The sequence below is a fragment of the Streptomyces sp. GL_140 genome, assembly GCF_057834465.1.
The window spans coordinates 4,950,265-4,975,093 of the sequence record NZ_CM174404.1 but is presented as its reverse complement, the minus strand read 5'-3'; the positions used below and the strand labels follow the sequence as shown (position 1 = coordinate 4,975,093).

23 protein-coding genes and 1 pseudogene are annotated in these 24,829 nt (G+C 70.0%); 7 read left to right on the top strand and 17 right to left on the bottom strand.

Features of this window, described 5'->3' with window-relative positions:
- Positions 1 to 12 precede the first annotated feature (12 nt).
- The 3 genes and pseudogenes from fahA to AC3IYJ_RS23110 all read left to right on the top strand — a co-directional run bounded on the left by fahA (position 13) and on the right by AC3IYJ_RS23110 (position 2,481).
- On the top strand, positions 13 to 1,236 hold the full coding sequence (gene fahA, locus AC3IYJ_RS23120; RefSeq protein WP_489396681.1) for a fumarylacetoacetase: 1,224 nt from the start codon (positions 13 to 15) through the stop codon (positions 1,234 to 1,236).
- Positions 1,237 to 1,293: 57 nt separating this feature from the next.
- Positions 1,294 to 1,620, top strand: a pseudogene (locus tag AC3IYJ_RS23115) (UTRA domain-containing protein); the annotation flags it as partial.
- Positions 1,621 to 1,875: 255 nt separating this feature from the next.
- Positions 1,876 to 2,481 (top strand): hypothetical protein, encoded by a 606-nt coding sequence (locus AC3IYJ_RS23110; protein ID WP_489396680.1) that lies wholly within the window; start codon positions 1,876 to 1,878, stop codon positions 2,479 to 2,481.
- A 68-nt stretch (positions 2,482 to 2,549) separates the two neighbouring features.
- On the opposite strand, the gene nuoN is transcribed toward AC3IYJ_RS23110, so the two are convergent.
- The 14 genes from nuoN to AC3IYJ_RS23040 are packed head-to-tail and all read right to left on the bottom strand — an operon-like array spanning position 2,550 to position 18,426.
- Positions 2,550 to 4,199, bottom strand: a complete 1,650-nt coding sequence (gene nuoN / locus AC3IYJ_RS23105; protein WP_489402896.1) for an NADH-quinone oxidoreductase subunit NuoN — start codon at positions 4,197 to 4,199, stop codon at positions 2,550 to 2,552.
- Positions 4,200 to 4,204: 5 nt separating this feature from the next.
- Positions 4,205 to 5,797: an NADH-quinone oxidoreductase subunit M gene (locus AC3IYJ_RS23100; protein WP_489396679.1), complete on the bottom strand. Its 1,593-nt coding sequence runs from the start codon at positions 5,795 to 5,797 to the stop codon at positions 4,205 to 4,207.
- Position 5,798: 1 nt separating this feature from the next.
- Positions 5,799 to 7,718 carry an NADH-quinone oxidoreductase subunit L gene (gene nuoL, locus AC3IYJ_RS23095; protein ID WP_489396678.1) on the bottom strand — a complete coding sequence of 640 codons (1,920 nt, stop codon included), beginning with the start codon at positions 7,716 to 7,718 and terminating at the stop codon, positions 5,799 to 5,801.
- 12 nt (positions 7,719 to 7,730) lie between these two features.
- Complete coding sequence (gene nuoK / locus AC3IYJ_RS23090; RefSeq protein ID WP_215025182.1) at positions 7,731 to 8,030, bottom strand: NADH-quinone oxidoreductase subunit NuoK; 300 nt, start codon at positions 8,028 to 8,030, stop codon at positions 7,731 to 7,733.
- Complete coding sequence (locus tag AC3IYJ_RS23085; RefSeq protein ID WP_489396677.1) at positions 8,027 to 8,839, bottom strand: NADH-quinone oxidoreductase subunit J; 813 nt, start codon at positions 8,837 to 8,839, stop codon at positions 8,027 to 8,029. Before AC3IYJ_RS23085 ends, nuoK begins: the two co-directional genes overlap by 4 nt.
- Positions 8,836 to 9,450 carry an NADH-quinone oxidoreductase subunit NuoI gene (nuoI, locus tag AC3IYJ_RS23080; RefSeq protein WP_489396676.1) on the bottom strand — a complete coding sequence of 205 codons (615 nt, stop codon included), beginning with the start codon at positions 9,448 to 9,450 and terminating at the stop codon, positions 8,836 to 8,838. Before nuoI ends, AC3IYJ_RS23085 begins: the two co-directional genes overlap by 4 nt.
- Positions 9,443 to 10,813 (bottom strand): NADH-quinone oxidoreductase subunit NuoH, encoded by a 1,371-nt coding sequence (gene nuoH, locus AC3IYJ_RS23075; RefSeq protein ID WP_489396675.1) that lies wholly within the window; start codon positions 10,811 to 10,813, stop codon positions 9,443 to 9,445. Before nuoH ends, nuoI begins: the two co-directional genes overlap by 8 nt.
- Positions 10,810 to 13,341: an NADH-quinone oxidoreductase subunit G gene (locus tag AC3IYJ_RS23070; protein WP_489396674.1), complete on the bottom strand. Its 2,532-nt coding sequence runs from the start codon at positions 13,339 to 13,341 to the stop codon at positions 10,810 to 10,812. The genes nuoH and AC3IYJ_RS23070 overlap by 4 nt, the downstream gene beginning before the upstream one ends.
- The gene (gene nuoF, locus AC3IYJ_RS23065; RefSeq protein ID WP_330298006.1) at positions 13,338 to 14,687 is read right to left on the bottom strand and encodes an NADH-quinone oxidoreductase subunit NuoF; all 1,350 of its coding nucleotides are present in this window, start codon (positions 14,685 to 14,687) and stop codon (positions 13,338 to 13,340) included. Before nuoF ends, AC3IYJ_RS23070 begins: the two co-directional genes overlap by 4 nt.
- The gene (gene nuoE / locus AC3IYJ_RS23060) at positions 14,687 to 15,436 is read right to left on the bottom strand and encodes an NADH-quinone oxidoreductase subunit NuoE (protein ID WP_489396673.1); all 750 of its coding nucleotides are present in this window, start codon (positions 15,434 to 15,436) and stop codon (positions 14,687 to 14,689) included. Before nuoE ends, nuoF begins: the two co-directional genes overlap by 1 nt.
- Entirely contained in the window at positions 15,433 to 16,755 is a 1,323-nt protein-coding gene (locus tag AC3IYJ_RS23055; RefSeq protein ID WP_489396672.1) for an NADH-quinone oxidoreductase subunit D, read from the bottom strand. The genes nuoE and AC3IYJ_RS23055 overlap by 4 nt, the downstream gene beginning before the upstream one ends.
- Positions 16,755 to 17,483: an NADH-quinone oxidoreductase subunit C gene (locus tag AC3IYJ_RS23050; protein ID WP_489402895.1), complete on the bottom strand. Its 729-nt coding sequence runs from the start codon at positions 17,481 to 17,483 to the stop codon at positions 16,755 to 16,757. The genes AC3IYJ_RS23055 and AC3IYJ_RS23050 overlap by 1 nt, the downstream gene beginning before the upstream one ends.
- Before the next feature lie 14 nt (positions 17,484 to 17,497).
- A complete protein-coding gene (locus AC3IYJ_RS23045) occupies positions 17,498 to 18,052 on the bottom strand; it encodes a NuoB/complex I 20 kDa subunit family protein (protein WP_329380917.1) in 555 nt (184 codons plus the stop codon).
- A 14-nt stretch (positions 18,053 to 18,066) separates the two neighbouring features.
- Positions 18,067 to 18,426, bottom strand: coding sequence for an NADH-quinone oxidoreductase subunit A (locus AC3IYJ_RS23040; protein WP_008738438.1), 360 nt, complete (start codon positions 18,424 to 18,426; stop codon positions 18,067 to 18,069).
- 783 nt (positions 18,427 to 19,209) lie between these two features.
- Here AC3IYJ_RS23040 and AC3IYJ_RS23035 point away from each other — a divergent pair.
- A complete protein-coding gene (locus tag AC3IYJ_RS23035; protein WP_489396671.1) occupies positions 19,210 to 20,055 on the top strand; it encodes a C40 family peptidase in 846 nt (281 codons plus the stop codon).
- Positions 20,056 to 20,215: 160 nt separating this feature from the next.
- On the opposite strand, the gene AC3IYJ_RS23030 is transcribed toward AC3IYJ_RS23035, so the two are convergent.
- A complete protein-coding gene (locus tag AC3IYJ_RS23030) occupies positions 20,216 to 21,208 on the bottom strand; it encodes a hypothetical protein (protein WP_489396670.1) in 993 nt (330 codons plus the stop codon).
- A 2-nt stretch (positions 21,209 to 21,210) separates the two neighbouring features.
- Positions 21,211 to 21,618: a peptidase inhibitor family I36 protein gene (locus tag AC3IYJ_RS23025; protein ID WP_489396669.1), complete on the bottom strand. Its 408-nt coding sequence runs from the start codon at positions 21,616 to 21,618 to the stop codon at positions 21,211 to 21,213.
- A gap of 263 nt (positions 21,619 to 21,881) precedes the next feature.
- On the opposite strand from AC3IYJ_RS23025, the gene AC3IYJ_RS23020 reads away from it, so the two are divergent.
- Together AC3IYJ_RS23020 and AC3IYJ_RS23015 are read left to right on the top strand one after the other, a co-directional pair.
- On the top strand, positions 21,882 to 22,352 hold the full coding sequence (locus AC3IYJ_RS23020) for a hypothetical protein (protein WP_489396668.1): 471 nt from the start codon (positions 21,882 to 21,884) through the stop codon (positions 22,350 to 22,352).
- Between the two features lie 174 nt (positions 22,353 to 22,526).
- Positions 22,527 to 22,865 (top strand): hypothetical protein, encoded by a 339-nt coding sequence (locus AC3IYJ_RS23015; RefSeq protein WP_489396667.1) that lies wholly within the window; start codon positions 22,527 to 22,529, stop codon positions 22,863 to 22,865.
- A gap of 38 nt (positions 22,866 to 22,903) precedes the next feature.
- Here the strand turns inward: AC3IYJ_RS23015 and AC3IYJ_RS23010 are convergent, their stop codons facing one another.
- On the bottom strand, positions 22,904 to 24,187 hold the full coding sequence (locus AC3IYJ_RS23010; protein ID WP_489396666.1) for a geranylgeranyl reductase family protein: 1,284 nt from the start codon (positions 24,185 to 24,187) through the stop codon (positions 22,904 to 22,906).
- Between the two features lie 59 nt (positions 24,188 to 24,246).
- Between AC3IYJ_RS23010 and AC3IYJ_RS23005 the strand changes: the two genes are divergently transcribed.
- Positions 24,247 to 24,816 (top strand): GNAT family N-acetyltransferase, encoded by a 570-nt coding sequence (locus AC3IYJ_RS23005; RefSeq protein ID WP_489396665.1) that lies wholly within the window; start codon positions 24,247 to 24,249, stop codon positions 24,814 to 24,816.
- The last annotated feature ends 13 nt before the right edge of the window (positions 24,817 to 24,829 follow it).

The following is a 24,829-nucleotide window of genomic DNA, read 5'->3' as shown; positions in this document are numbered from 1 at the left end:
AGGCAGAACCCCATGCCGCAGCAGAGCCCCCTCGATGTTCCCGAGGGCGACCCGTTCGGGCCGCACAACCTCCCCTACGGCGTGTTCTCCACCGCCGGGGAGAAGCGGCGCCGGATCGGTGTCCGCATCGGCGGGCACGTGCTCGACGCCGGGGCGGCCGCGGCCGCGCTCGGATCCCCGTACGCCGCGCTGCTCGGGCAGCCCTCGCTCAACCCGCTGCTCGCGGCCGGCCGCACCGCCTGGCGCGACGTGCGCCGCGCGCTGACCGCCTGGGTCACCGACCCCGGCCACCGGCCCTCCGTGGAGCCGCACCTGCTGCCGCTCGACGAAGTCACCCTCCACCTGCCGTACGAGGTCGCCGACTACGTCGACTTCTACGCGAGCGAGCACCACGCGACGAACGTCGGGAAGATCTTCCGCCCGGATGGGGACGCACTGACCCCCAACTGGAAGCACCTGCCCATCGGTTACCACGGCCGGTCGGGCACGATCGTCGTGTCCGGGACGGACGTCGTACGCCCCTCCGGCCAGCGCAAGGCGCCCGCCGACCCGGCGCCCGTCTTCGGTCCCTCCGTGAAGCTCGACATCGAGGCCGAGGTCGGCTTCGTCGTGGGCACCCCCTCCAAGATGGGCAGCCCGGTGGCCCTGGGCGAGTTCGAGGACCACGTCTTCGGACTGTTCCTGCTCAACGACTGGTCCGCGCGCGACATCCAGGCCTGGGAGTACGTGCCGCTCGGCCCCTTCCTCGGCAAGTCCTTCGCCACCTCCGTCTCCGCCTGGGTCACCCCGCTGGAGGCCCTGGACGCGGCCCGGGTCGCCCCGCCCGCCCGCGACTTCCCGCTCCTGCCCTACCTCGACGACTCCGGCGCCGACCGCCCCGGCGGCTTCGACCTGCACATCACCGTCTCCATCAACGGGCAGGAGGTGGCCCGGCCGCCGTTCGCGTCGATGTACTGGACCGCCGCCCAGCAGCTGGCCCACATGACCGTCAACGGCGCCTCCGTGCGCACCGGCGACGTGTACGGATCGGGCACCGTCAGCGGCCCGGACACCGACCAGCGCGGCTCGCTGCTGGAGCTCACCTGGAACGGCCGCGACGCCATCGAACTCGCCGACGGCAAGCGCACCTTCCTCGAGGACGGGGACACCGTCACACTCACCGCCTGGGCCCCGGGCGCCGACGGCGCCCGCGTCGGCCTCGGCGAGGTCACCGGCCGCATCGTGGGCACCCGCTAGTCCACAGGCTGGGACGGCCCGCTTCGGCGGGGTGGCGGATCTTTCCCCCACCCCGCCGTCCGCCAGGCCCTCGACCTGCTGCGCGGCGAACAGCTCGTCGAACGCCGGCCGGGCGTCGGAACCGTGATCGTCTGCGCCAAGTACCCGCACGGCCTCGACCGGCTCCAGGGACTGAACGGGCTGCCGCTCTCGCTGGACCTCACGTACGTCCCCCTGGACATCGGCGCGGACCTGATCGGCTGCGACCTGGAGAACACCGACGTCTTCCGGCCGCTGGAGACCCTGACCGGGCAGCCGCTGGGCCACGCCGAGATCACCCTGGAGGCGGTCAACGCCGACGCGCACTCCGCTGCCGTCCTGCAGGCCCCGCGCGGGGCGGCCGTCCGCAAGGCGGCGGTGCTCGCGCTGCTCCGCCACCGGGACGCGCGGGAGGCCCGTACGGCCCTGGCCGGGGCGACCTCCGACCCGGACGCGGAGGTGCGCGCGTACGCCGGACGGGCGATGTCCCCGCGGGGCTGACTCCCGCGGGCCGCTCCCCCATTGGGCGCGGCCCGCGTGCGGGCGGCGGCGCGGGCCGAGAGGCTGGTCGGACGGAACCCGGGAGGCCCGTAGCCCCGTACCCCCACCGCGAGGAGTGCCATGACCGCCCGTCACCTGAAGACCGTACTGACCTGCGCGGCCGCCGTGTCCCTCGCACTGGCGGCCGTCCCCTCGGCACAGGCCGTGGACGGTCCGGCGCCCGATCCGCGCAACGCGCAGGCGATGCGCGACATGGCCACGGCGGTGGCAGTGACCGCCAAGTACGTGGACGAGCGGGAGGCGATCAAGGACGGGTACGTCCCGCACGGCATGGAGTGCATGACCAACCCCTTCGGGGTGGGTTCCATGGGCTACCACTACGTGAAGGATTCCAACTGGGGTCTGCTGGACCCCGCGAAGCCGACGGCACTCCTCTACAGCACCGCCAAGGACCACAAGGGCCGCCGCAAGCTCCAGACGGTGGAGTGGATGTCCGCCGACCGGGACCAGGACCTGAAGACCACGGACGACCGCCCGAGCATGTTCGGCCTCCCCTTCGACGGCCCGATGCCGGGACACTGGACGGGCATGCCCAAGCACTACGACCTCCACATGTGGGCCTACGAGGACAACCCGGCCGGCCGCTTCCACAACTGGAACCCGAACCCGGCCCTGGCCTGCCCGAAGTCCTCCGTCGCCCCCACCCACCCGGCGCACTCGCACTGAGTCCCCACGCGACAGGGCCCGGCCCCCTGTGGAGGGGAGCCGGGCCCTGCGCCGTGCGCACCTGCCGGTCAGCGGACGAACGTGCTCGCCTGCCCCGCCAGGTCCAGGAAGTACTGCGGTGCCACACCCAGGACCAGCGTCACCGCGACGCCCACCGCGATCGTCGTCATCGTCAGCGGCGAGGGCACGGCCACCGTGGGGCCGTCCGCCTTCGGCTCGCTGAAGAACATCAGGACGATGACCCGGATGTAGAAGAACGCGGCGATCGCGGACGAGATGACACCCACCACGACCAGCGCTCCCGCGCCGCCCTCCGCCGCCGCCTTGAACACGGCGAACTTGCCGGCGAAGCCGGAGGTCAGCGGGATGCCGGCGAAGGCCAGCAGGAACACCGCGAAGACCGCCGCCGTCAGCGGCGAACGGCGGCCGAGCCCCGCCCACTTGGACAGGTGCGTGGCCTCGCCGCCCGCGTCGCGGACCAGGGTGACCACGGCGAAGGCGCCGATCGTCACGAAGGAGTACGCGGCCAGGTAGAAGAGGACGGACTTGACGCCCTCCGCCGAGGTCGCGATCACACCGGCCAGGATGAAGCCCGCGTGCGCGATCGAGGAGTAGGCGAGGAGCCGCTTGACGTCGGTCTGGGTCACGGCGATGACCGCGCCCGCCAGCATCGTGACGATCGCGACGCCCCACATCACCGGCCGCCAGTCCCAGCGCAGGCCCGGCAGGACCACGTACAGCAGACGCAGCAGGGCGCCGAAGGCGGCGACCTTGGTCGCGGCCGCCATGAAGCCGGTGACGGGGGTCGGAGCGCCCTGGTAGACGTCCGGGGTCCACATGTGGAAGGGGACCGCGCCGACCTTGAAGAGCAGGCCCATCAGGATCAGCGCGCCGCCGATCAGCAGCAGTGCGTCGTTGCCCATCGTCCCGGCGAGGGCCGGGTCCACATTGGCCACGGTGCCGTCGACCACGTCGGCGATCGCCGCGTAGGAGACGGAGCCCGCGTACCCGTAGACGAGCGCGATGCCGAAGAGGAGGAAGGCCGAGGAGAACGCCCCGAGCAGGAAGTACTTGACCGCGGCCTCCTGCGACATCAGCCGCTGGCGGCGGGCGACGGCGCAGAGCAGGTACAGCGGGAGGGAGAAGACCTCCAGGGCCACGAACAGCGTCAGCAGGTCGTTGGCCGCCGGGAAGATCAGCATTCCGGAGATCGCGAACAGGGCGAGCGGGAAGACCTCGGTGGTGGTGAAGCCCGCCTTGACGGCTTCCTTCTCGCTCTCGCTGCCCGGTACCGACGCGGCCTGGGCGGCGAAGGAGTCGACCCGGTTGCCGTGGGCGGCCGGGTCCAGGCGCCGCTCGGCGAAGGTGAAGACCGCGACGATCGAGGCCAGGACGATGGTGCCCTGGAGGAAGAGCGCCGGACCGTCGACGGCCACGGCGCCCATGGCCGCGATGTGCGCCTTGGAGCTGCCGTACCCGCCCGCGGCGAGCCCGACGATCGCGGCGAAGGCGGAAGCCAGCGCGGCGACGGCGAGGAACACCTGGACGTAGTAGCGGGACTTGCGCGGTACGAAGGCCTCGACGAGGACTCCGACGATCGCCGCGCCCAGCACGATGAGCGTGGGCGAGAGCTGGGCGTACTCGATGTGCGGGGCCGGGATCTTGTCGATCGGCGCCGCGGCGGCCAGTGCCGTCAGCGAGCCGTGGGCAGCAGTCATGGTGCTCACTTCGCCGCCTCCCCATTCTTGGCCTCGACCGCGACCTGCGGCTTCGGGTCCGTTTGCTTCACGTCCGACATGGTGTGCTTCACCGCCGGGTTGACGATGTCGGTCAGCGGCTTCGGGTAGACGCCCAGTCCGATCAGCAGCGCGATCAGCGGGGCGACCACCAGCACCTCCCGCAGGCGCAGGTCCGGCATGGTGCGGACCTCCTCCTTCAGCGGGCCGGTCATGGTCCGCTGGTAGAGCACCAGCGTGTAGAGCGCGGCGAGCACGATGCCGACGGTGGCGATGATGCCGACGACCGGGTACCGGGCGAACGTGCCGACCAGGACCAGGAACTCGCTGACGAACGGGGCGAGCCCCGGCAGCGAGAGGGTGGCGAGCCCGCCGATCAGGAAGGTGCCGGCCAGGACCGGGGCCACCTTCTGCACTCCGCCGAAGTCGGCGATGAGCCGGGAGCCGCGCCGCGAGATCAGGAAGCCGGCGACCAGCATCAGCGCCGCCGTCGAGAGCCCGTGGTTGACCATGTACAGGGTCGCGCCCGACTGGCCCTGGGAGGTCATCGCGAAGATGCCCAGGATGATGAACCCGAAGTGCGAGATCGAGGCGTAGGCGACCAGCCGCTTGATGTCCCGCTGCCCGACCGCGACCAGCGCGCCGTAGACGATGCTGATCAGGGCCAGTACGAGGATCACCGGCGTGGCCCACTTGCTGGCCTCGGGGAAGAGCCCGAGGCAGAAGCGCAGCATCGCGAAGGTGCCGACCTTGTCGACGACGGCGGTGATCAGGACGGCGACCGGGGCGGTGGCCTCGCCCATCGCGTTCGGCAGCCAGGTGTGCAGCGGCCACAGCGGGGCCTTCACCGCGAAGGCGAAGAAGAAGCCGAGGAACAGGAGCCGCTCGGTGTTGGTAGCCATGTCGAGCGTGCCCGCGGCGCGGGCGGCGGTGATCTCCTGGAGCGAGAAGTTCCCGGCGACCACGTACAGCCCGATGACGGCGGCCAGCATGATGAGCCCGCCGACCAGGTTGTAGAGGAGGAACTTGACCGCCGCGTACGAGCGCTGCGCGGCCGCGTTCTCGTCGGACCCGGAGTGCGCCCGGTCGCCGAAGCCGCCGATGAGGAAGTACATCGGGATGAGCATGGCTTCGAAAAAGATGTAGAAGAGGAAAACGTCGGTGGCCTCGAAGGAGATCACCACCATCGCCTCGACCAGCAGGATCAGGGCGAAGAAGCCCTGCGTCGGCCGCCAGCGGGAGGAGTGGGTCTCCAGCGGGTCGGCGTCGTGCCAGCCGGCCCCGATGACGAAGGGGATCAGCAGCGCGGTGAGCGCGATGAGCGCCACCCCGATGCCGTCGACGCCCAGTTCGTAGCGGACCCCGAAGTCGGGGATCCAGGAGTGCGATTCGGTGAGCTGGTAGCGCTCGCCGCCGGGGTCGAAGCGGACCGCGACGAGCACGGCCAGGGCCAGGGTCGCCAGGGAGAAGAACAGGGCGAGCCATTTGGCGGCGGTCCGGCGGGCGGCCGGGACGGCCGCCGTCAGGATCGCGCCGACCGCGGGTACCGCGGCCGTCACCGTCAGAAGCGGGAAACTCATCTCACACCGCCCTCATCAGCAGGGTCGCGGCGATCAGGACCGCCGTGCCCCCGAACATCGAGACCGCGTAGCTGCGGGCGTAGCCGTTCTGCAGCTTGCGCAGCCGGCCCGACAGCCCGCCGACACCGGCGGCCGTCCCGTTGACCACTCCGTCGACCAGGCTGTGGTCGACGTAGACGAGGGAGCGGGTCAGGTGCTCCCCGCCGCGCACCAGGACCACGTGGTTGAAGTCGTCCTGGTACAGGTCCCGGCGGGCCGCCCGGGTGAGGAGCGAGCCGCGCGGGGCGACCACGGGGACGGGCTTCTTGCCGTACATCGCCCAGGCGATGCCGACGCCGATCACGAGGACCACCATCGTGGACAGGGTCACCGTCAGGGCGCTGACCGGGGGGTTGCCGTGCTCGTGTCCGGTGACGGGCTCCAGCCACTTCAGGAACCGGTCGCCGATGCCGAAGATCCCGCCCGCGAAGACCGACCCGAAGGCGAGCACGATCATCGGGATGGTCATGGTCTTCGGGGACTCGTGCGGGTGCGGGGCGTGGCCGGACCCCGCGGCGGAGCCGCTATCGGACTCTGTGGGCTGCCAGCGCTTCTCGCCGAAGAAGGTGAGGAGCATGACCCGGGTCATGTAGAACGCGGTGATCGCGGCGCCCAGCAGGGCCACGCCTCCCAGGATCCAGCCCTCGGTGCCGCCCTTCGCGAAGGCCGCCTCGATGATCTTGTCCTTGGAGAAGAACCCCGACAGGCCCGGGAAGCCGATGATGGCGAGGTAGCCGAGGCCGAAGGTGACGAAGGTGACCGGCATGTACTTGCGCAGGCCGCCGTACTTGCGCATGTCCACCTCGTCGTTCATCCCGTGCATGACGGAACCCGCGCCGAGGAAGAGGCCGGCCTTGAAGAAGCCGTGCGTCACCAGGTGCATGATCGCGAAGACGTAGCCGATGGGGCCCAGGCCCGCGGCCAGGATCATGTAGCCGATCTGCGACATCGTCGAGCCGGCCAGGGCCTTCTTGATGTCGTCCTTCGCGCAACCGACGATCGCACCGAAGAGCAGGGTGACGGCTCCGACGATGGTGACCACCAGCTGGGCGTCGGGCGCCGCGTTGAAGATGGCGCCCGAGCGGACGATCAGGTAGACGCCCGCGGTGACCATGGTCGCGGCGTGGATGAGGGCCGAGACCGGGGTCGGGCCCTCCATCGCGTCGCCGAGCCAGGACTGCAGCGGCACCTGGGCCGACTTGCCGCAGGCGGCCAGCAGCAGCATCAGGCCGATCGCCGTCAGCTTGCCCTCGGAAGCCTCGCCGACCGCGCCGAAGACCGGCCCGAAGGCGAAGGTCCCGAACGTGGTGAACATCAGCATGATCGCGATCGAGAGGCCGATGTCGCCCACGCGGTTGACGAGAAAGGCCTTCTTCGCCGCGGTGGCCGCGCTGTGCTTGTGCTGCCAGAAGCCGATCAGGAGGTACGAGGCGAGGCCCACGCCCTCCCAGCCGAAGTACAGCAGCAGGTAGTTGTCGGCGAGGACCAGCAGGAGCATGGCCGCGACGAACAGGTTGAGGTAGCCGAAGAAACGGCGGCGGCGCTCGTCGTGCTCCATGTAGCCGATGGAGTAGACGTGGATGAGCGTGCCCACGCCGGAGATCAGCAGGACGAAGGTCATCGACAACTGGTCGAGCTGGAAGGCCATGTCGGCGTGGAAGCCCTCGACCGGGACCCAGGTGAACAGCCGCTGGTGCAGGGCACGGTCCTCGGCCCCCCGCCCGAGCATGTCGGCGAAGAGGACCGCGCCGATCCCGAAGGACACGGCGGCGAGCAGGGTGCCGATCCAGTGCCCCACCTTGTCGAGGCGCCGGCCGCCGCAGAGCAGCACCGCCGCCCCGAGCAGGGGCGCCGCGATCAGCAGCACAATCAGATTCTCCACTGTGAACGCCCCTTACAGCTTCATCAGGCTGGCGTCGTCGACCGAGGCCGAGTGGCGGGTACGGAACAGCGACACGATGATCGCCAGACCCACCACGACCTCGGCGGCGGCGACGACCATCGTGAAGAACGCGATGATCTGGCCGTCGAGGTTGCCGTGCATCCGGGAGAAGGTGACGAAGGCGAGGTTGCAGGCGTTGAGCATCAGCTCGACGCACATGAACACCACGATCGCGTTCTTCCTGATCAGGACCCCGGAGGCCCCGATGGTGAACAGCAGCGCGGACAGGTACAGGTAGTTGACCGGATTCACTTCGAGGCCTCCTCACGGCCGAGCCGCTCGGACGACCGCTGCTCGAGCGCCTTCAGGTCGTCCAGCGCCTGGCTGGAGACGTCCCTGATCTGGCCGCGGCCGCGCAGCGTCTGGTTGACGGTGAGCTCGGACGGGGTGCCGTCCGGCAGCAGGCCCGCGACGTCCACGGCGTTGTGCCGGGCGTAGACGCCGGGTGCGGGCAGCGGCGGGAGCTGCACGCCCTCGCGTACGCGGCGCTCGGCGAGCTCGCGCTGGGTGGCGGGCCGCTCGGTGCGCTCGCGGTGGGTGAGCACCATCGCGCCGACGGCCGCCGTGATGAGGAGGGCGCCGGTGATCTCGAAGGCGAACACGTACTTGGTGAAGATGAGCGTGGCCAGGCCCTCGACGTGGCCGCCGGAGTTGATCCGGCCGAGCCCGTTGAAGTGGGTGAGGCGGGCGTTGGCGATGCCGGCGATCAGCAGGATGCCGAAGCCGAGTCCGCACAGGGCGGCCAGCCAGCGCTGCCCCTTGATGGTCTCGGTCAGCGAGTCCGCCGCGGTGACGCCGACGAGCATGACGACGAAGAGGAAGAGCATCATGATCGCGCCGGTGTAGACGACGACCTGGACGATGCCGAGGAAGTACGCGCCGTTGGCGAGGTAGAAGACCGCCAGGATGATCATCGTCCCGGCCAGGCTCAGAGCGCTGTGCACGGCCTTCTTCATCAGGATCGTGGACAGCGCACCGATGACGGCGACCGTGGCGAGGACCCAGAACTGCACGGCCTCACCGGTGGAGGTGACGGTGGCGGCTGCGGCGACGGCGCTCACGCCCCCACCTCCTCGGAGGCGACCCCGGAAGCGTCCTCGGAGGCGACCTCGCCCTTGGACACGGCGACCTGGCGGACCGTGCCGGGAGCAGCCCCGGTCACCAGCCCGCGGTAGTAGTCGGTGTCCTCGGTGCCGGGGAAGATCGAGTGCGGAGCCTCGACCATGCCCTCGGTCAGCCCGGCGAGCAGCTGCTCCTTGGTGTAGATGAGCGATTCGCGGCTGGAGTCGGCCAGTTCGAACTCGTTCGTCATGGTCAGGGCCCGGGTCGGGCACGCCTCGACGCACAGCCCGCACAGGATGCAGCGGGCGTAGTTGATCTGGTAGACCCTGCCGTACCGCTCACCCGGGGAGTAGCGCTCCTCCTCGGTGTTGTCCGCGCCCTCGACGTAGATCGCGTCGGCGGGACAGGCCCAGGCGCACAGTTCGCACCCGATGCACTTCTCCAGACCGTCCGGGTGGCGGTTGAGCTGGTGCCGCCCGTGGAAGCGCGGAGCCGTGGTCTTCTGCTGCTCCGGGTACTGCTCGGTGAGTCGCTTCTTGAACATGGCCTTGAAGGTCACGCCGAAGCCGGCAACCGGGTTCTGCCACTTCTCGTTCTCAGCGTCAGACATTCTCAGCACCCTCCTCTCGGTCACTGTCAGTATTCGCCGCGCCACTGACAATGAGCTCCCGCTCACTGCGAGGCCGCCTGCGCGGTACGGGTGCCAGGTGCTGGCCGGGCTTGGGCGGTACGGGGAATCCGCCCGCCAGCGGATCGAAGGGCTCGGCGGCGGCCGCCTGTTCGGCGTCCTCGACGGCCGCCTTCTCCTTCTTGTCGCGGAAGACGTCCACGACGAAGGAGAGGAGCAGGAGCGCGACGACCGCGCCGCCGACGTAGAGCACGATCGACTGGAACTCGTAGTTCTCGTTGCGCAGCGCCCGGACGGTGGCGACCAGCATCAGCCAGACCACGGAGACCGGGATCAGCACCTTCCAGCCGAGCTTCATCAGCTGGTCGTAGCGCACGCGCGGGAGCGTGCCGCGCAGCCAGATGAAGAAGAACAGCAGCAGCTGGACCTTGATGACGAACCAGAGCATGGGCCACCAGCCGTGGTTGGCGCCCTCCCAGTACGTGGAGATCGGCGCCGGCGCCCGCCAGCCGCCCAGGAAGAGGGTGACCGAGACCGCGGAGACGGTGACCATGTTGACGTACTCGGCCAGCATGAACAGCGCGAACTTGATGGAGGAGTACTCGGTGTTGAAGCCGCCGACCAGGTCGCCCTCGGACTCCGGCATGTCGAAGGGGGCGCGGTTCGTCTCGCCGACCATCGTGATGACGTAGATGATGAAGGACACCGGCAGGAGCACGATGAACCAGCGGTCGCCCTGCGCCTCCACGATCTTCGAGGTCGACATCGACCCGGAGTAGAGGAAGACCGAGGCGAAGGCCGCGCCCATCGCGATCTCGTAGGAGATCATCTGCGCGCAGGAGCGCAGGCCGCCCAGGAGCGGGTACGTGGAGCCCGAGGACCAGCCGGCCAGCACGATGCCGTAGATGCCGACCGAGGCCACCGCGAGGATGTAGAGCATCGCGATCGGCAGGTCGGTCAGCTGCATCGTCGTGCGCTGGCCGAAGATGGAGACCTCGTTGCCCGAGGGGCCGAAGGGGATCACCGCGATGGCCATGAAGGCCGGGATCGCCGCGATGATCGGGGCAAGGACGTAGACGACCTTGTCGGCCCGCTTGACGATGAGGTCTTCCTTCAGCATCAGCTTCACGCCGTCGGCGAGCGACTGGAGCATGCCCCAGGGGCCGTGCCGGTTGGGGCCGATGCGCAGCTGCATCCAGGCGACGACCTTGCGCTCCCACACGATGGAGAAGAGCACGGTCACCATCAGGAAGGCGAAGCAGAACACCGCCTTGACGACGACGAGCCACCAGACGTCCTTGCCGAACAAGGAGAGGTCTTCGGCAGCGATCTGAACGGTGTTCACGCGCCCACCTCCGCAGTGGCGTCGCTGCTGTCGGCCGGGACAGCCGGACCGATGCGTACGAGGGTTCCCGGGCGGGCGCCGGTATCGGCGAGGACCCCGGAGCCGGTGGAGTTCAGCGGGAGCCAGACCACCCGGTCGGGCATCTCGGTGATCCGCAGCGGCAGTTCCACGGAGCCGGCCGGGCCGGTCACCGCGAGGACGTCGCCGTTCTTCACGCCCGTCTCGGCGGCCGTGGCGGCCGACAGCCGGGCACTGGCCTCGTGCCGGGTGCCGGCCAGGGCCTCGTCGCCGTCCTGGAGACGGCCCTGGTCGAGCAGGAGCCGGTGGCCCGCGAGGATGGCCTCGCCCGCGCCCGGCCGAGGCAGCGGCACGGTGTCCGCGGACTGCTCGGCGGCGCGGGTCCCGGCCCACTGGCCGAGCCCGTCGAGCTCGCGGCGCACGGCGTGCACGTCGCCCAGGGCGATGGGCCGCTCCGCCGTGTCGGCCAGCATGTGCAGCACGCGGGAGTCCGCGGGGGCGAGCCGACGCGTCATCTGCTCGGGCTTCAGCGCGGCCTCGAACGGCCGGACCCTGCCCTCCCAGTTGATGAACGCACCCGACTTCTCGGCGGCGGCCGCGACCGGGAAGACCACGTCCGCGTGGTCGGTGACCTCGCTGGGCCGCAGTTCCAGACTGACCACGAAGGCCTCCTGGAGCGCGAGCCGGGCCCGGTCCGGGTCCGGCAGGTCGTCGAGCTCCACGCCCGCGACCAGCAGGGCGGACAGCTCGCCGGTGGCGGCGGCCTCGACGATCTGGCCGGTGTCCCGGCCGTACCGGTGCGGCAGCTCGTCCAGGCCCCAGGCGGCGGCGACCTCGTCGCGGGCCCGCGGGTCGGTGGCCGGGCGGCCCCCCGGGAGCAGGGACGGCAGCGCGCCCGCCTCGACGGCGGCCCGCTCTCCGGCCCGGCGCGGGATCCACACCAGTCGCGCGCCGGTCGCGGCGGCGGCCCGTACGGCGGCGGTCAGCGCGCCGGGGATCCCGGCCAGGCGCTCTCCGACGACGATGACCGCGCCGGGCAGGCGCAGCGCTTCGGCGGCGGCGTGACCGCCCTCTTCCAGGCCGGCCCGGGAGGCGAGCGCGTCGAGCCATTCGGGCTCGGTGCCGGGGGCGGCGGCCAGCAGGGTGCCGCCCGCCTTCTCCAGCCCGCGGGTGGCGAAGGTGGCGACGGCGAAGGTCCGCTGCTTGTGCTTGCGGTGGCCCTTGCGCAGCCGCAGGAAGACGCCGGGGGCCTCTTCCTCGGCCTCGATGCCGACGAGGAGCACGGCCGGGGCCGCCTCCAGGGAGGCATTTGTGACGCCGCGCCCGTCGAGGTCCTTGCCGATGCCGGCGACCGAGGCGGCCAGGAACTCGGCCTCCTCAGCGCTGTGCACCCGGGCCCGGAAGTCGATGTCGTTGGTGTCGAGCACGACCCGCGCGTACTTGGCGTACGCGTACGCGTCCTCGACGGTCAGCCGGCCGCCGGTCAGGACGCCCGCCCGGCCGCGCGCGGCGGCCAGCCCGTTGGCCGCGGCCTCCAGCGCCTCGGGCCAGCTCGCCGGGGCCAGGACCCCGTCGGTGCCGCGCACCAGCGGGGTGGTGAGCCGGTCGGGGCGCTGCGCGTAGCGGAACCCGAAGCGGCCCTTGTCGCAGATCCACTCCTCGTTGACCTCGGGGTCCTCGGCGGCCATCCGGCGCAGCACCTTGCCGCGGCGGTGGTCGGTCCGGGTCGCGCAGCCGCCCGCGCAGTGCTCGCACACGCTCGGGGAGGAGACGAGGTCGAACGGGCGGGAGCGGAACCGGTAGGCCGCCGAGGTGAGGGCGCCGACCGGGCAGATCTGGATGGTGTTGCCGGAGAAGTACGACTCGAAGGGGTCGCCCTCGCCGGTGCCGACCTGCTGGAGCGCGCCGCGTTCCAGCAGCTCGATCATCGGGTCGCCGGCGATCTCGTTGGAGAAGCGGGTGCAGCGCGCGCACAGCACGCAGCGCTCCCGGTCGAGCAGCACCTGGGTGGAGATCGGTACGGGCTTCTCGTAGGTGCGCTTCTTGCCCTCGAACCGCGATTCGGCGTTGCCGTGCGACATCGCCTGGTTCTGGAGCGGGCACTCGCCGCCCTTGTCGCAGACCGGGCAGTCCAGCGGGTGGTTGATGAGCAGCAGCTCCATCACCCCGCGCTGGGCCTTGTCGGCGACCTCCGAGGTGAGCTGCGTCTTGACGACCATGCCGTCGGTGCAGGTGATGGTGCAGGAGGCCATCGGCTTGCGCTGGCCCTCCACCTCGACGATGCACTGGCGACAGGCGCCGGCCGGGGAGAGCAGGGGGTGGTCGCAGAACCGGGGGATCTCGATGCCGAGCTGCTCGGCGGCCCGGATGACCAAGGTCCCCTTGGGCACGGACAGTTCGATGCCGTCGATGGTCAGGGAGATGTGGTCCACCGGCGGGACCGCCGCCTCTCCGCCGCCGGAGGTGCCGTAGCCCGCGGCGGAGCCGCTCGACGGTTGCAGTACGGTCATGCGGTCACCTCCGTGTCGGCCCAGAGGGTCGACTTCTTGGGGTCGAAGGGGCAGCCCTTGCCCGTGATGTGCTGCTCGTACTCCTCGCGGAAGTACTTGAGCGAGGAGAAGATGGGGCTGGCGGCTCCGTCACCGAGCGCGCAGAACGACTTGCCGTTGATGTTGTCGGCGATGTCGTTCAGCTTGTCGAGGTCGGACATGACGCCCTTGCCGGCCTCGATGTCGCGCAGCAGCTGGACGAGCCAGTAGGTGCCTTCGCGGCACGGAGTGCACTTGCCGCAGGACTCGTGGGCGTAGAACTCGGTCCAGCGGGTCACCGCCCGCACCACGCAGGTCGTCTCGTCGAAGCACTGCAGGGCCTTGGTGCCGAGCATGGATCCGGCCGCGCCGACGCCCTCGTAGTCCAGCGGCACGTCGAGGTGCTCGGCCGTGAACATGGGGGTGGAGGAGCCGCCCGGGGTCCAGAACTTCAGCCGGTGCCCGGGGCGGATCCCGCCGCTCATGTCGAGCAGCTGGCGCAGGGTGATGCCGAGCGGGGCCTCGTACTGGCCGGGGCCCACGACGTGGCCCGAGAGCGAATACAGCGTGAAACCGGGGGACTTCTCGGTCCCCATCGCCTTGAACCAGTCCTTGCCCTTGTTCAGGATCGCGGGAACCGAGGCGATGGATTCGACGTTGTTGACGACAGTGGGGCACGCGTAGAGCCCCTCGACGGCAGGGAAGGGAGGACGCAGCCGGGGCTGACCGCGCCGGCCTTCGAGGGAGTCCAGGAGGGCCGTTTCCTCGCCGCAGATGTACGCGCCCGCTCCCGCGTGCACGGTGATGTCGAGCTTCAGCCCGCTCCCGAGGACGTCCTCCCCGAGGTAGCCGGCCTCGTACGCCTCGCGCACCGCCTCGTGCAGGCGCCGCAGTACCGGCACGGCCTCGCCGCGCAGGTAGATGAAGGCGTGCTCCGACCGGATCGCGTAGCAGGCAATGATCATTCCCTCGATGAGGGAGTGCGGGTTGGCGAAGAGAAGGGGGATGTCCTTGCAGGTTCCCGGCTCCGACTCGTCCGCGTTCACGACGAGGTAGTGCGGCTTTCCGTCGCCCTGCGGGATGAACTGCCACTTCATTCCGGTGGGGAAGCCCGCGCCGCCGCGCCCGCGCAGACCGGAGTCCTTCACATACGCGATGAGGTCGTCCGGGGTCATCGCGAGCGCCTTGCGCAGGCCCTCGTAGCCCTCGTGGCGCCGGTAGGTCTCCAGCGTCCAGGACTGCGGTTCGTCCCAGAACGCCGACAGCACGGGTGCCAGCAGCTTCTCCGGGCTGGTGCCGTTCTCATGCATTTCAGCAGTCACCGTCATCACTCCCCCTCCTCGGCCGCGGCCTCGGCACGCGGGTGCACGACCTTGCCGAGCTGCGGGGACTCGCCGCGCGCGATGCGCAGGCCGATCAGCGACGCGTGTCCGGCGCCGCCGCTCGCCTCGACCGCGCCGGGGCGCTCGTCGGGGAAGCCGGCCAGGATCCGCGCGGTCTCCTTGTACGTGCACAGCGGCGCGCCCCGGGTCGGCGCGACGGGGCGGCCGGCCAGCAGGTCGTCCACCATGGCCTTGGCGGACTCGGGCGTCTGGTTGTCGAAGAACTCCCAGTTGACCATCACCACGGGGGCGTAGTCGCAGGCCGCGTTGCACTCGATGTGTTCGAGGGTGACCTTGCCGTCGGGGGTGGTCTCGTTGTTGCCGACCCCGAGGTGCTCCTTGAGCTCGTCGAAGATGGCATCGCCGCCCATGACCGCGCACAGGGTGTTCGTACAGACGCCGACCTGGTAGTCGCCCGAGGGCTTGCGCCGGTACATCGTGTAGAAGGTGGCGACCGCCGTGACCTCCGCGGTCGTCAGGCCCAGCACCTCGGCGCAGAACCGGATGCCGGTGCGCGAGACGTGACCCTCCTCGGACTGCGTCAGGTGCAGCAGCGGCAGCAGCGCGGAACGGCTGTCGGGGTAGCGGGCGATGACTTCCTTCGCGTCCGCTTCGAGCCGGGCGCGCACCTCGGCCGGGTAGTCGGGGGCCGGCAGCTGGGGCATGCCCAGGCTGGTCGACTGGCTGGCGCTCATCGGTCGACGCCTCCCATCACGGGGTCGATGGAGGCGACGGCGACGATGACGTCGGCGACCTGGCCGCCCTCGCACATCGCCGCCATGGCCTGAAGGTTGGTGAAGGACGGGTCGCGGAAGTGGACCCGGAAGGGGCGGGTGCCGCCGTCGGAGACGACGTGGACGCCGAGTTCGCCCTTGGGGGACTCGACGGCCGCGTAGGCCTGTCCGGCCGGGACCCGGAAGCCCTCGGTCACCAGCTTGAAGTGGTGGATGAGGGACTCCATGGAGGTGCCCATGATCTGCTTGATGTGGTCGAGCGAGTTGCCGAGGCCGTCCGGGCCCATCGCGAGCTGCGCGGGCCAGGCGATCTTCTTGTCGGCGACCATCACCGGGCCCGGCTCCAGCCGGTCCAGGCACTGCTCGACGATCCGCAGGGACTGGCGCATCTCCTCCAGGCGGACCAGGAAGCGTCCGTAGGAGTCGCAGGACTCGGTGGTCGGCACGTCGAACTCGTAGTTCTCGTAACCGCAGTACGGGTCCGACTTGCGCAGGTCGTGCGGCAGTCCGGCGGAGCGCAGGATCGGGCCGGTGGCGCCCAGCGCCATGCAGCCGGTGAGGTCGAGGTAGCCGACGTCCTGCATGCGGGCCTTGAAGATGGGGTTGCCGGTGGCGAGCTTGTCGTACTCCGGCAGGTTCTTCTTCATGGTCTTCACGAACTCGCGGAGCTGGTCGACCGCGCCCGGGGGCAGGTCCTGCGCGAGGCCGCCGGGGCGGATGAACGCGTGGTTCATGCGCAGTCCGGTGATCAGCTCGAACACGTCGAGGATCAGCTCGCGGTCGCGGAACCCGTAGATCATGATCGTGGTCGCGCCCAGCTCCATGCCGCCGGTGGCGATGCACACCAGGTGGGAGGAGATCCGGTTGAGCTCCATCAGCAGGACGCGGATGGCGGTGGCGCGGTCCGGGATCTGATCGGTGATGCCGAGCAGCTTCTCGACGCCCAGGCAGTACGCCGTCTCGTTGAAGAAGGGCGTCAGGTAGTCCATGCGCGTGACGAAGGTGGTGCCCTGCGTCCAGTTCCGGTACTCGATGTTCTTCTCGATGCCGGTGTGGAGGTAACCGATGCCGCAGCGGGCCTCGGTGACCGTCTCGCCGTCGATCTCCAGGATCAGCCGGAGCACTCCGTGCGTGGACGGGTGCTGGGGACCCATGTTGACGACGATCCGCTCGTCGTCCGCGCGGGCCGCGGACTGGACGACCTCGTCCCAGTCGCCGCCCGTGACGGTGTAGACGAGGCCTTCGGTGGTCTCCCGGGAGGAAGCTTCGTTCGTGTTCATCAGCTGTACGACCTCCGCTGGTCGGGAGCCGGGATCTGGGCGCCCTTGTACTCGACGGCGATGCCGCCGAGCGGGTAGTCCTTGCGCTGCGGGAAGCCCTGCCAGTCGTCCGGCATCATGATCCGGGTGAGGGCCGGGTGCCCGTCGAAGATCAGGCCGAAGAAGTCGTACGTCTCGCGCTCGTGCCAGTCGTTGGTCGGGTAGACCGGGACGATCGACGGGAGGTGCGGGTCGCTGTCCGGGACGGACACCTCCAGCCGCACGATCCGGCCGTGGGTGAGCGAGCGCAGGTGGTAGACGGCGTGCAGCTCGCGCCCCTTGTCCCCGGGGAAGTGCACCCCGCTGACACCGGTGCAGAGCTCGAAGCGCAGGGCCGCGTCGTCGCGCAGGGTCTTCGCCACCCGCGGCAGGTGCTCGCGGGCGATGTGGAGGGTCAGCTCCCCGCGGTCCACGACGACCTTCTCGATCGCGTTCTCGGGGAGCAGGTCCTGCTCCTCCAGCGCCCCTTCGAGCTCGTCGACGACCTCGTCGAAGTACGAACCGTACGGGCGCGCGCTCGCGCCGGGCATGGCCACGGTGCGCACTAGGCCGCCGTAGCCGCTGGTGTCGCCGCCGTTGGCGGCGCCGAACATGCCCTTGCGGACACCGATCACCTCGGGGCCCGTCGCACCCCTGGGGGCCGGGACGTTGCCGCCGGCGTCGTCACCGGATTGGGGGCCGTTCTCCACGGCCGGGTCGTCGCTCACCGCAGGAGCCCCTTCATCTCGATCATGGGGAGCGCCTTGAGGGCCGCCTCCTCCGCCTCGCGGGCGGCCTCTTCCCGGTTCACGCCGAGCTTGGACCCCTGGATCTTCTGGTGGAGCTTGAGGATCGCGTCCATCAGCATCTCGGGGCGGGGCGGGCAGCCGGGCAGATAGATGTCCACGGGGACGATGTGGTCGACGCCCTGGACGATCGCGTAGTTATTGAACATTCCGCCCGAAGAGGCGCAAACACCCATAGAGATGACCCACTTGGGAGCGGGCATCTGGTCGTACACCTGCCGCAGTACCGGCGCCATCTTCTGGCTGACGCGGCCCGCCACGATCATCAGGTCGGCCTGGCGCGGGGATCCGCGGAAGACCTCCATGCCGAAGCGGGCCAGGTCGTACCGGCCCGCTCCGGTGGTCATCATCTCGATGGCGCAGCAGGCCAGGCCGAAGGTCGCGGGGAAGACGGATGACTTGCGCACCCAGCCCGCGGCCTGTTCGACGGTGGTCAGCAGAAAGCCGCTCGGCAGCTTCTCTTCCAGTCCCATGGAAATTCAGCCCCTCAGTCCCATTCCAGGCCGCCGCGGCGCCACACGTAGGCGTAGGCGACGAAGACGGTGAGCACGAAGAGGAGCATCTCGACGAGCCCGAAGATCCCCAGCGAGTCGAAGGTGACCGCCCAGGGGTAGAGGAAGACAACCTCGATGTCGAAGACGATGAAGAGCATCGCCGTCAGGTAGTACTTGATGGGGAAGCGGCCGCCGCCGGCCGGCACGGGAGTGGGCTCGATGCCGCACTCATATGCTTCAAGTTTTGCCCGGTTGTACCGTTTTGGACCGATCAGCGTGGCCATGACCACGGAGAAGATCGCAAACCCTGCGCCGAGGGCGCCGAGCACGAGGATGGGCGCGTACGCATTCACGCTCCTCGCTCCTTCCAGTCGTCCTTGACCGTTGGACCGCTGCGCCGGCACTTGCATGTGAGGCAGTTCACAAGCCGGGCTGGTGCGCATCTTATGCCTGCTCGTCTGTGATCTGCGACACGGGTTACAACAACGAGTTTGTGATCTCCACCACCTGACGAACGATCATGAAGTCCGATGAGTGGTGATCTTCATACGCGAAGCATCCACATGATCACCAAAGGTGACATCCGCCCCTGTAGTTGCAGGTGGAAGCCCTGCCGCACTATCAAATCGTGGCTACTGCACGCAAATTGGCAGCATGGTGCGCGTGATGATAAAGGGATCGCCGTCCCCCGGTCGGGGGAGCTCACGCGTACGGGGGTGGACGCGTGCGCGCGTTCACGAAGTGGGGATGCGGAGTCGGGGGCCATGGGTGGACCGGGGGCGCCTCGGGGGTGGATCCGGAGCCCGAATGCGGCGGTGGGTTCACGGTGGGTTCACGGTGGGGTCACAGGAGGGCCACGGTGTCCGCACAGCGTGACGCCACTGTGACCTGCGCCACTCCGGATTCGCGGCAGCGAAAGAGGGCTTGGCCATCTGTCCGGAGGGATGGTAGGCCGGGGATCAATTCGGACTTATTGCGGAAACCCCATGATCACAGGCTTGCGACGGGGTGTCCGAATCGCCCGTTACGGCGTCAATAAGACGGCCGACGCGCCCGGTTCGTGCCATTCGCGCACAACTGTGGCGCAGACCACGTTTCTTGAAGGGAACCGCAACGCCCTGATAGCGGTTGTACTCATGTCCCTCACCGCTCACATACCCAGCCACCGGAAGCCCCGCCGCAGCGCCTCGAAGCTCGCGGTCCGCGCCGGAGTTGCCGGTGGCGTCCTCAGCACCCTGGCCATGGCCGGCACGGCGAGCGCCACGCCCTCCGAGCCCGCACCCGAGAGCACCCTCGAGATGCCGGTCCTGAACATGGACCTGGCCGCCGAGGTGTCCTCCTCCGTCACCAAGGCCGCGGAGAACACCCGCGCCGCCGCGGTCGACGGCGAGCTCAACGCCCTGGAGCAGAGCGCCCGCACCGGCGCCGCCGCAGAGGCCAAGAAGGCCAAGGAAGACGCGCAGCAGAAGGCCGACGACGAGCAGAAGGCGAAGGAGGACGCGGACCGCAAGGCTGAGTCCGAGCGCGCCAGCCGCAGCACGTCCCGCACCTCGCTGTCGACCAAGTCCGGCTCTTCCTCGGAGGGCTCCTCCTCCTCGGAGGGCTCCGGCGTCACCGCTCCGGCCACCGGCTCCGCCGCCGCCATCGTGAACTTCGCCCGCGCGCAGGTCGGCAAGGCGTACGTCATGGGCGGCACCGGCCCGTCCTCGTTCGACTGCTCCGGCCTCGTCCAGGCCGCGTACCGCCAGGCCGGCATCAGCCTGCCGCGCATGTCGCAGGCGCAGTCCTCGGCCGGCACCTCGGTGTCCCTGAGCGCCCTTCAGCCCGGAGACATCCTGTACTGGGGTTCCAAGGGCAGCGCGTACCACGTCGCCATCTACGTCGGCGGCGGCAACTTCGTCGGCGCGCAGAACTCCAACACCGGCATCGTCGAGCGCTCCCTGAGCTACGACAAGCCGACGGGCGCCGTCCGCGTCCTCTGACACGTCGTTCGCCCGTGCGTCCCTCGACGCGCGCAAGGCCGGTACTCCCCCGCTCGGGGGCGGAGTGCCGGCCTTTCGGCGTCCCGGGGCCTCCTGGAGCCCCTGAGGGGCCCCTGAGTGCCGTGTGGCGCCACAAGGGCCCGCCCGGTCCGAGGTGGGGTCAGAGCATCGAGGCCGCGAGCTTCAGGCGCGCGTCGCGCTGCTTCTTGTACAGGGCGAGGGTCTCGGCGTGCTCCTCGACCAGTTGCCGCTGGTACGCCGCCTCGGCCGCCGCCCAGATCCCCACGAGGTTCACCTCGCGCTTGCAGGCCACGTCCTCGGTGGCGACCACGACCGCCTTGGGGCCGGCCTTGTCGTTCTGCAGGCCCAGCTTCTCGATCACTTCGTACGGGGTGCCGACTCCCGCGTAGCCGGCCTTGCCCATGCAGTCGGACCAGCTCTTCAGAACGGCGACCACCCGGGAGTCCTCCTGTGCGCGACTGTGCGCCTGGGCGGCCAGGCCGAAGGTGAAGAGCAGGTCGACGGCGCCCTTCGTGGGCGCGTACAGCTTGCGGTACCCCTCCCGCAGGCAGCCCCCGGCCGGCACCTTCTGCCCGCCGACCTCGACTCCGCTGTCCGCCGCGTCCGCCTCCTCCTGGCTCGAAGGATCCGGTCCGGCCGGGACCTTCTCCCCCGGCCGGGTGCCGAACAGCACGGCGGACGCGCTCTCGCTGAGCTGCGGCGGGGCCGGCTTCGCGGGGCGCGGGACCCCGGATTCGGTGTCGTAGCCGTGGGCCGCCGCGTGTTCGGGGTCCGCCTCGCCGAACAGGTTCCGGTGCCGGTCCCCGTCCGCTCCGCCGCCCGCCGGGGCCCGCTTCTGCGGAGCCTCGTAGGTGAACCCGTACCTGGCCATGCACCGCTCGGTCAGCCGGGCCTGTACGGAGTCCATCCGCCGGACCTCGGCGTCGGAGTCCGTGTAGGCGTCCATGGGGAGGGAGATGGAGGAGGTGGCGGGGTTCGTCACGACGGGGCCGAGGGCGGGTTCGGCTCCGCCCTTCCCCTTGCTCGCGCCGCCCCCGCCGCTCCCGCCGCCGTCGGAGCAGCCCGCCAGCAGGACGACGGCCGCCGCGAGCAGGGCGGTCGCGCGGGCCCGGCGGTGTGGGTGGGGAGACATCGCTAGTACCAGTAGATGGAGCTGATGCTGTCCCTGAAATTGGTCGTCGCATTGCCGGTGTAGCCGACCGGGATCGAGCCCTGGATGCCCTTGTAGTTGCTGTCCGTGTAGACGCGCCAGCCATTGCTGTCGAGGTTCTTGTAGGCCCGGGTGTTGTCGTTCACGTTCTGGGTGCGGCCGTCGCAGCCCGAGGGGCCGTTGAAGTTGTTGTCCGTGAGGGTCGGATCGTCGTTGTTGGCGTCGAAGACGCAGCCGCTCGGGCCGTACTGGTAGTACAGGCCGAACTCGAACTGCTCCAGGTTGCCGTCGTGCACCCACGCCGAAGCGGGGAAGGCCGACGCGGCCAGCAGGGCCGCCGCGACGGCGACGGGGGCGGCCACGAGACGTAATCCACGCAGGTTCTTGTTCATTCGCACATTCCCCACTGTAGAAACGACCGGCATTGGGATTCCCCAACTGCCTTGGATCCAGCGGCATTTAAGCTGAGTCGCAGAGTGCGGACAAGGCGCATTCCCGCCCTACGTTCAGCCAAGTAGGCGTTTTGAGACCCGAGTTGAGAGTCAAGGTGACACTGCCTAGGATCGCGACGCTTCGCACGCCATCTCGTACCGGCAACGCCCTCATCCATCCGATATCGAGGGAAGCACCCTCTATGCGCAAGCATGTGCCTTTAGTGCTCATCGCCATTTCGCTCGCGCTCAGCGCCTGCTCCGGCAGCGGTCAGCCTTCGGCGAGCGACAGCCCCCCGCCCTCCCGGGAGGAGGTCGCCTACTACGACTGCCTCGCGGACCACGGGGTGAAGCTCACCCGCACCGACTACGGCGCGCCCCGCGTGGACAAGGACGACGAGTCCGCGAAGGCGAACATGCCCGCGGCCCAGGAGGCGTGCGCGGACCAGGCCCCGCCGCGGCCCTCCCCCCGGCCGGCCGACCCGAGCGTGCTGGCCGCCGCCCGCGCGGAGTCCCAGTGCCTGCGCGAGCAGGGCGTCTCCTGGTACCCGGACCCCGATCCGGTGACCGGGAACATCGACGACCGGGCCGTGACCCCGGAGCAGGCGGCCGAACTCCGGACCGAGCACACCGCCGCCCTCAGCAAGTGCAGGACCGACCGGGGCTCGAAGGGCAACGGCGTCCTCGGCGGGTGAGCGACCTGCGGGAACTCGGGCCCGACACCGGCGTCGGCAGCTTCGTGGCGGTGCTCGGCCGCCCCGCTCGCGGGGCTGCGTCCCGCCTGGCGGGCAGCTCGTATCGAACCGGGCGAAGCCCTGCGAAGATAGCTGGGGCGCGTACGCCCGAGTCACCCCAGGAGGTGGTGATCCGTGACCACCAGGCCATCCGACGAAGCCCCCGGACACGGTGCCGGTGCCCGTCCGACCACCGACCCCACAGCCGTCCCGGCCGCCGCCGGGTTCTGCCTCCTGTCGCTGGGGGGCTGGCTGCTGAACACCGCCCGCCCGTGGCAGAAGCCCAATTCCACGATGACGCTCGCCCTCGACTGGACCGCATCGGGCACGCTGCTGATCTGCGGTCTGGTGCTGCTGGCCCGCTGCATCCGGACCGTTCACCGATCGGACGAAGCTTCGTACGGAAGAGGCCTCGGCACCCCCCACGACCAGACGGGCCGCGCCGGGGACAACCCCCCGCCACAGCCCGCCTGACCGATCCGTACCGTCCGCCCGAGCGGCCCCGCGCCGCCTCAGGCCTTCGGGGCGACCTTCGAGAGGCCGTTGATGACGCGGTCCATCGCGTCGCCGCCCGTCGGGTCGGTCAGGTTGGCCAGCATCTTCAGGGTGAACTTCATCAGCACCGGGTGGGACAGGCCGCGCTGGGTGGCGACCTTCATGACCTTGGGGTTGCCGATGAGCTTCACGAACGCGCGGCCCAGCGTGTAGTAGCCGCCGTAGGTCTCCTTGAGGACCTTCGGGTAGCTGTGCAGGGTCAGTTCGCGCAGGGCCGGAGTGGCGCGCGAGTGCGCCTGGACGATGACGTCGGCGGCGATCTGGCCCGATTCCATCGCGTAGGCGATGCCCTCGCCGTTGAACGGATTGACGAGGCCGCCCGCGTCGCCGACCAGCAGCAGGCCCTTGGTGTAGTGCGGCTGCCGGTTGAAGGCCATCGGCAGCGCGGCGCCGCGGATGGGCTGCGTCATGTTCTCGGGGGTGTAGCCCCAGTCCTCCGGCATGGACGCGCACCAGGCCTTGAGGACCTCGCGCCAGTCCAGCTCCCGGAAGGCGGAGGAGGAGTTGAGGATGCCCAGGCCCACGTTGGAGGTGCCGTCGCCCATGCCGAAGATCCAGCCGTAGCCGGGGAGCAGCCGGTCCTCGGCGCCGCGCCTGTCCCACAGCTCCAGCCAGGACTCCAGGTAGTCGTCGTCGTGGCGGGGCGAGGTGAAGTACGTACGGACGGCCACGCCCATCGGGCGGTCCTCGCGGCGGTGCAGGCCCATCGCCAGGGAGAGCCGGGAGGAGTTGCCGTCGGCCGCGACCACCAGCGGGGCGGTGAAGGTGACCGGGGTCTTCTCCTCGCCCAGCTTCGCCTGCACGCCGGTGATGTGGCCGGTGCGGGGGTCGCGGACGGGCTCGCCGACGTTGCAGCGCTCGTAGAGGCGGGCGCCGGCCTTCTGGGCCTGGCGGGCCAGGGTCTCGTCGAAGTCGTCGCGCTTGCGGACGAGTCCGTAGTCGGGGTACGAGGCGAGTTCCGGCCAGTCCAGCTGGAGGCGCTGGCCGCCGCCGATGATCCGCAGGCCCTTGTTGCGGAGCCAGCCGGCCTCTTCGGAGATGTCGATCCCCATGGAGACGAGCTGCTTCGTGGCGCGCGGGGTCAGCCCGTCGCCGCAGACCTTCTCCCGCGGGAACGCCGTCTTCTCCAGGAGCAGGACATCGAGTCCGGCCTTGGCCAGGTAGTACGCGGTGGTCGAGCCGGCGGGCCCGGCCCCGACGACGATCACGTCCGCGGAGTGCTCGGAGAGGGGCTCGGTCACAGCGGGGTCTCCCGAAGGCTCGATAAGGGGTGCCCAACGGCACAAGACATGTGCAGTCTATGCAGCGAGAGAGATCGCGATCCGAAGGGCTGCCCACTGTGACCACCTCGCCGACCCGGCCGCTCCCCGTCGTCCAGCTCCGTGTACCGACGGACGAGGACGCGCACGCCTGGCACCGGGTCTTCAACGACCCCGACGTCATGGAATTCCTCGGCGGGCCCGCCGAGCCGTCCTTCTACGAGGAGATCACCGCGCGGCAGCGGCTGCACGACGCGCGGCTCGGGTTCTGCCTGTGGACGCTGACGGACGGGGACGGGGAGGTCATCGGCTTCACCGGTGCGCAGCCTTGGCCGGCGGAGAAGGCGTGGGGGCCGGTGGGGGAGATCGAGATCGGGTGGCGGCTCGGCCGGTCGGCCTGGGGGCGGGGCTACGCGTATGCCGCTGCGCTGGCGACGCTTGAGCGGGTGCGGGAGGCGGGCGTGCCCGAGGTGGTGGCGATGATCGACGACGCCAACGTCCGGTCGATCGCGGTTGCGGAGCGGCTGGGCATGCGCCTGGCGGAGCGGTTCCTGCTGCCGGGCGGCGCCCGCTACGGCCGTCGCTACGAGCTGACGCTCGGGGCGGCGTAGGCATCCGCTGCGC

What these genes read in the sequence shown, in the direction of transcription:
- fahA (WP_489396681.1), top strand. Translation starts at nt 13, where the DNA reads ATGCCGCAGCAGAGCCCCCTCGATGTTCCCGAGGGCGACCCGTTCGGG.
- AC3IYJ_RS23110 (WP_489396680.1), top strand. Translation starts at nt 1,876, where the DNA reads ATGACCGCCCGTCACCTGAAGACCGTACTGACCTGCGCGGCCGCCGTG.
- nuoN (WP_489402896.1), bottom strand. Translation starts at nt 4,199, where the DNA reads ATGACTGCTGCCCACGGCTCGCTGACGGCACTGGCCGCCGCGGCGCCG.
- AC3IYJ_RS23100 (WP_489396679.1), bottom strand. Translation starts at nt 5,797, where the DNA reads ATGAGTTTCCCGCTTCTGACGGTGACGGCCGCGGTACCCGCGGTCGGC.
- nuoI (WP_489396676.1), bottom strand. Translation starts at nt 9,450, where the DNA reads ATGTCTGACGCTGAGAACGAGAAGTGGCAGAACCCGGTTGCCGGCTTC.
- AC3IYJ_RS23070 (WP_489396674.1), bottom strand. Translation starts at nt 13,341, where the DNA reads ATGACCGTACTGCAACCGTCGAGCGGCTCCGCCGCGGGCTACGGCACC.
- nuoF (WP_330298006.1), bottom strand. Translation starts at nt 14,687, where the DNA reads ATGACGGTGACTGCTGAAATGCATGAGAACGGCACCAGCCCGGAGAAG.
- nuoE (WP_489396673.1), bottom strand. Translation starts at nt 15,436, where the DNA reads ATGAGCGCCAGCCAGTCGACCAGCCTGGGCATGCCCCAGCTGCCGGCC.
- AC3IYJ_RS23055 (WP_489396672.1), bottom strand. Translation starts at nt 16,755, where the DNA reads ATGAACACGAACGAAGCTTCCTCCCGGGAGACCACCGAAGGCCTCGTC.
- AC3IYJ_RS23045 (WP_329380917.1), bottom strand. Translation starts at nt 18,052, where the DNA reads ATGGGACTGGAAGAGAAGCTGCCGAGCGGCTTTCTGCTGACCACCGTC.
- AC3IYJ_RS23035 (WP_489396671.1), top strand. Translation starts at nt 19,210, where the DNA reads ATGTCCCTCACCGCTCACATACCCAGCCACCGGAAGCCCCGCCGCAGC.
- AC3IYJ_RS23030 (WP_489396670.1), bottom strand. Translation starts at nt 21,208, where the DNA reads ATGTCTCCCCACCCACACCGCCGGGCCCGCGCGACCGCCCTGCTCGCG.
- AC3IYJ_RS23025 (WP_489396669.1), bottom strand. Translation starts at nt 21,618, where the DNA reads ATGAACAAGAACCTGCGTGGATTACGTCTCGTGGCCGCCCCCGTCGCC.
- AC3IYJ_RS23005 (WP_489396665.1), top strand. Translation starts at nt 24,247, where the DNA reads ATGCAGCGAGAGAGATCGCGATCCGAAGGGCTGCCCACTGTGACCACC.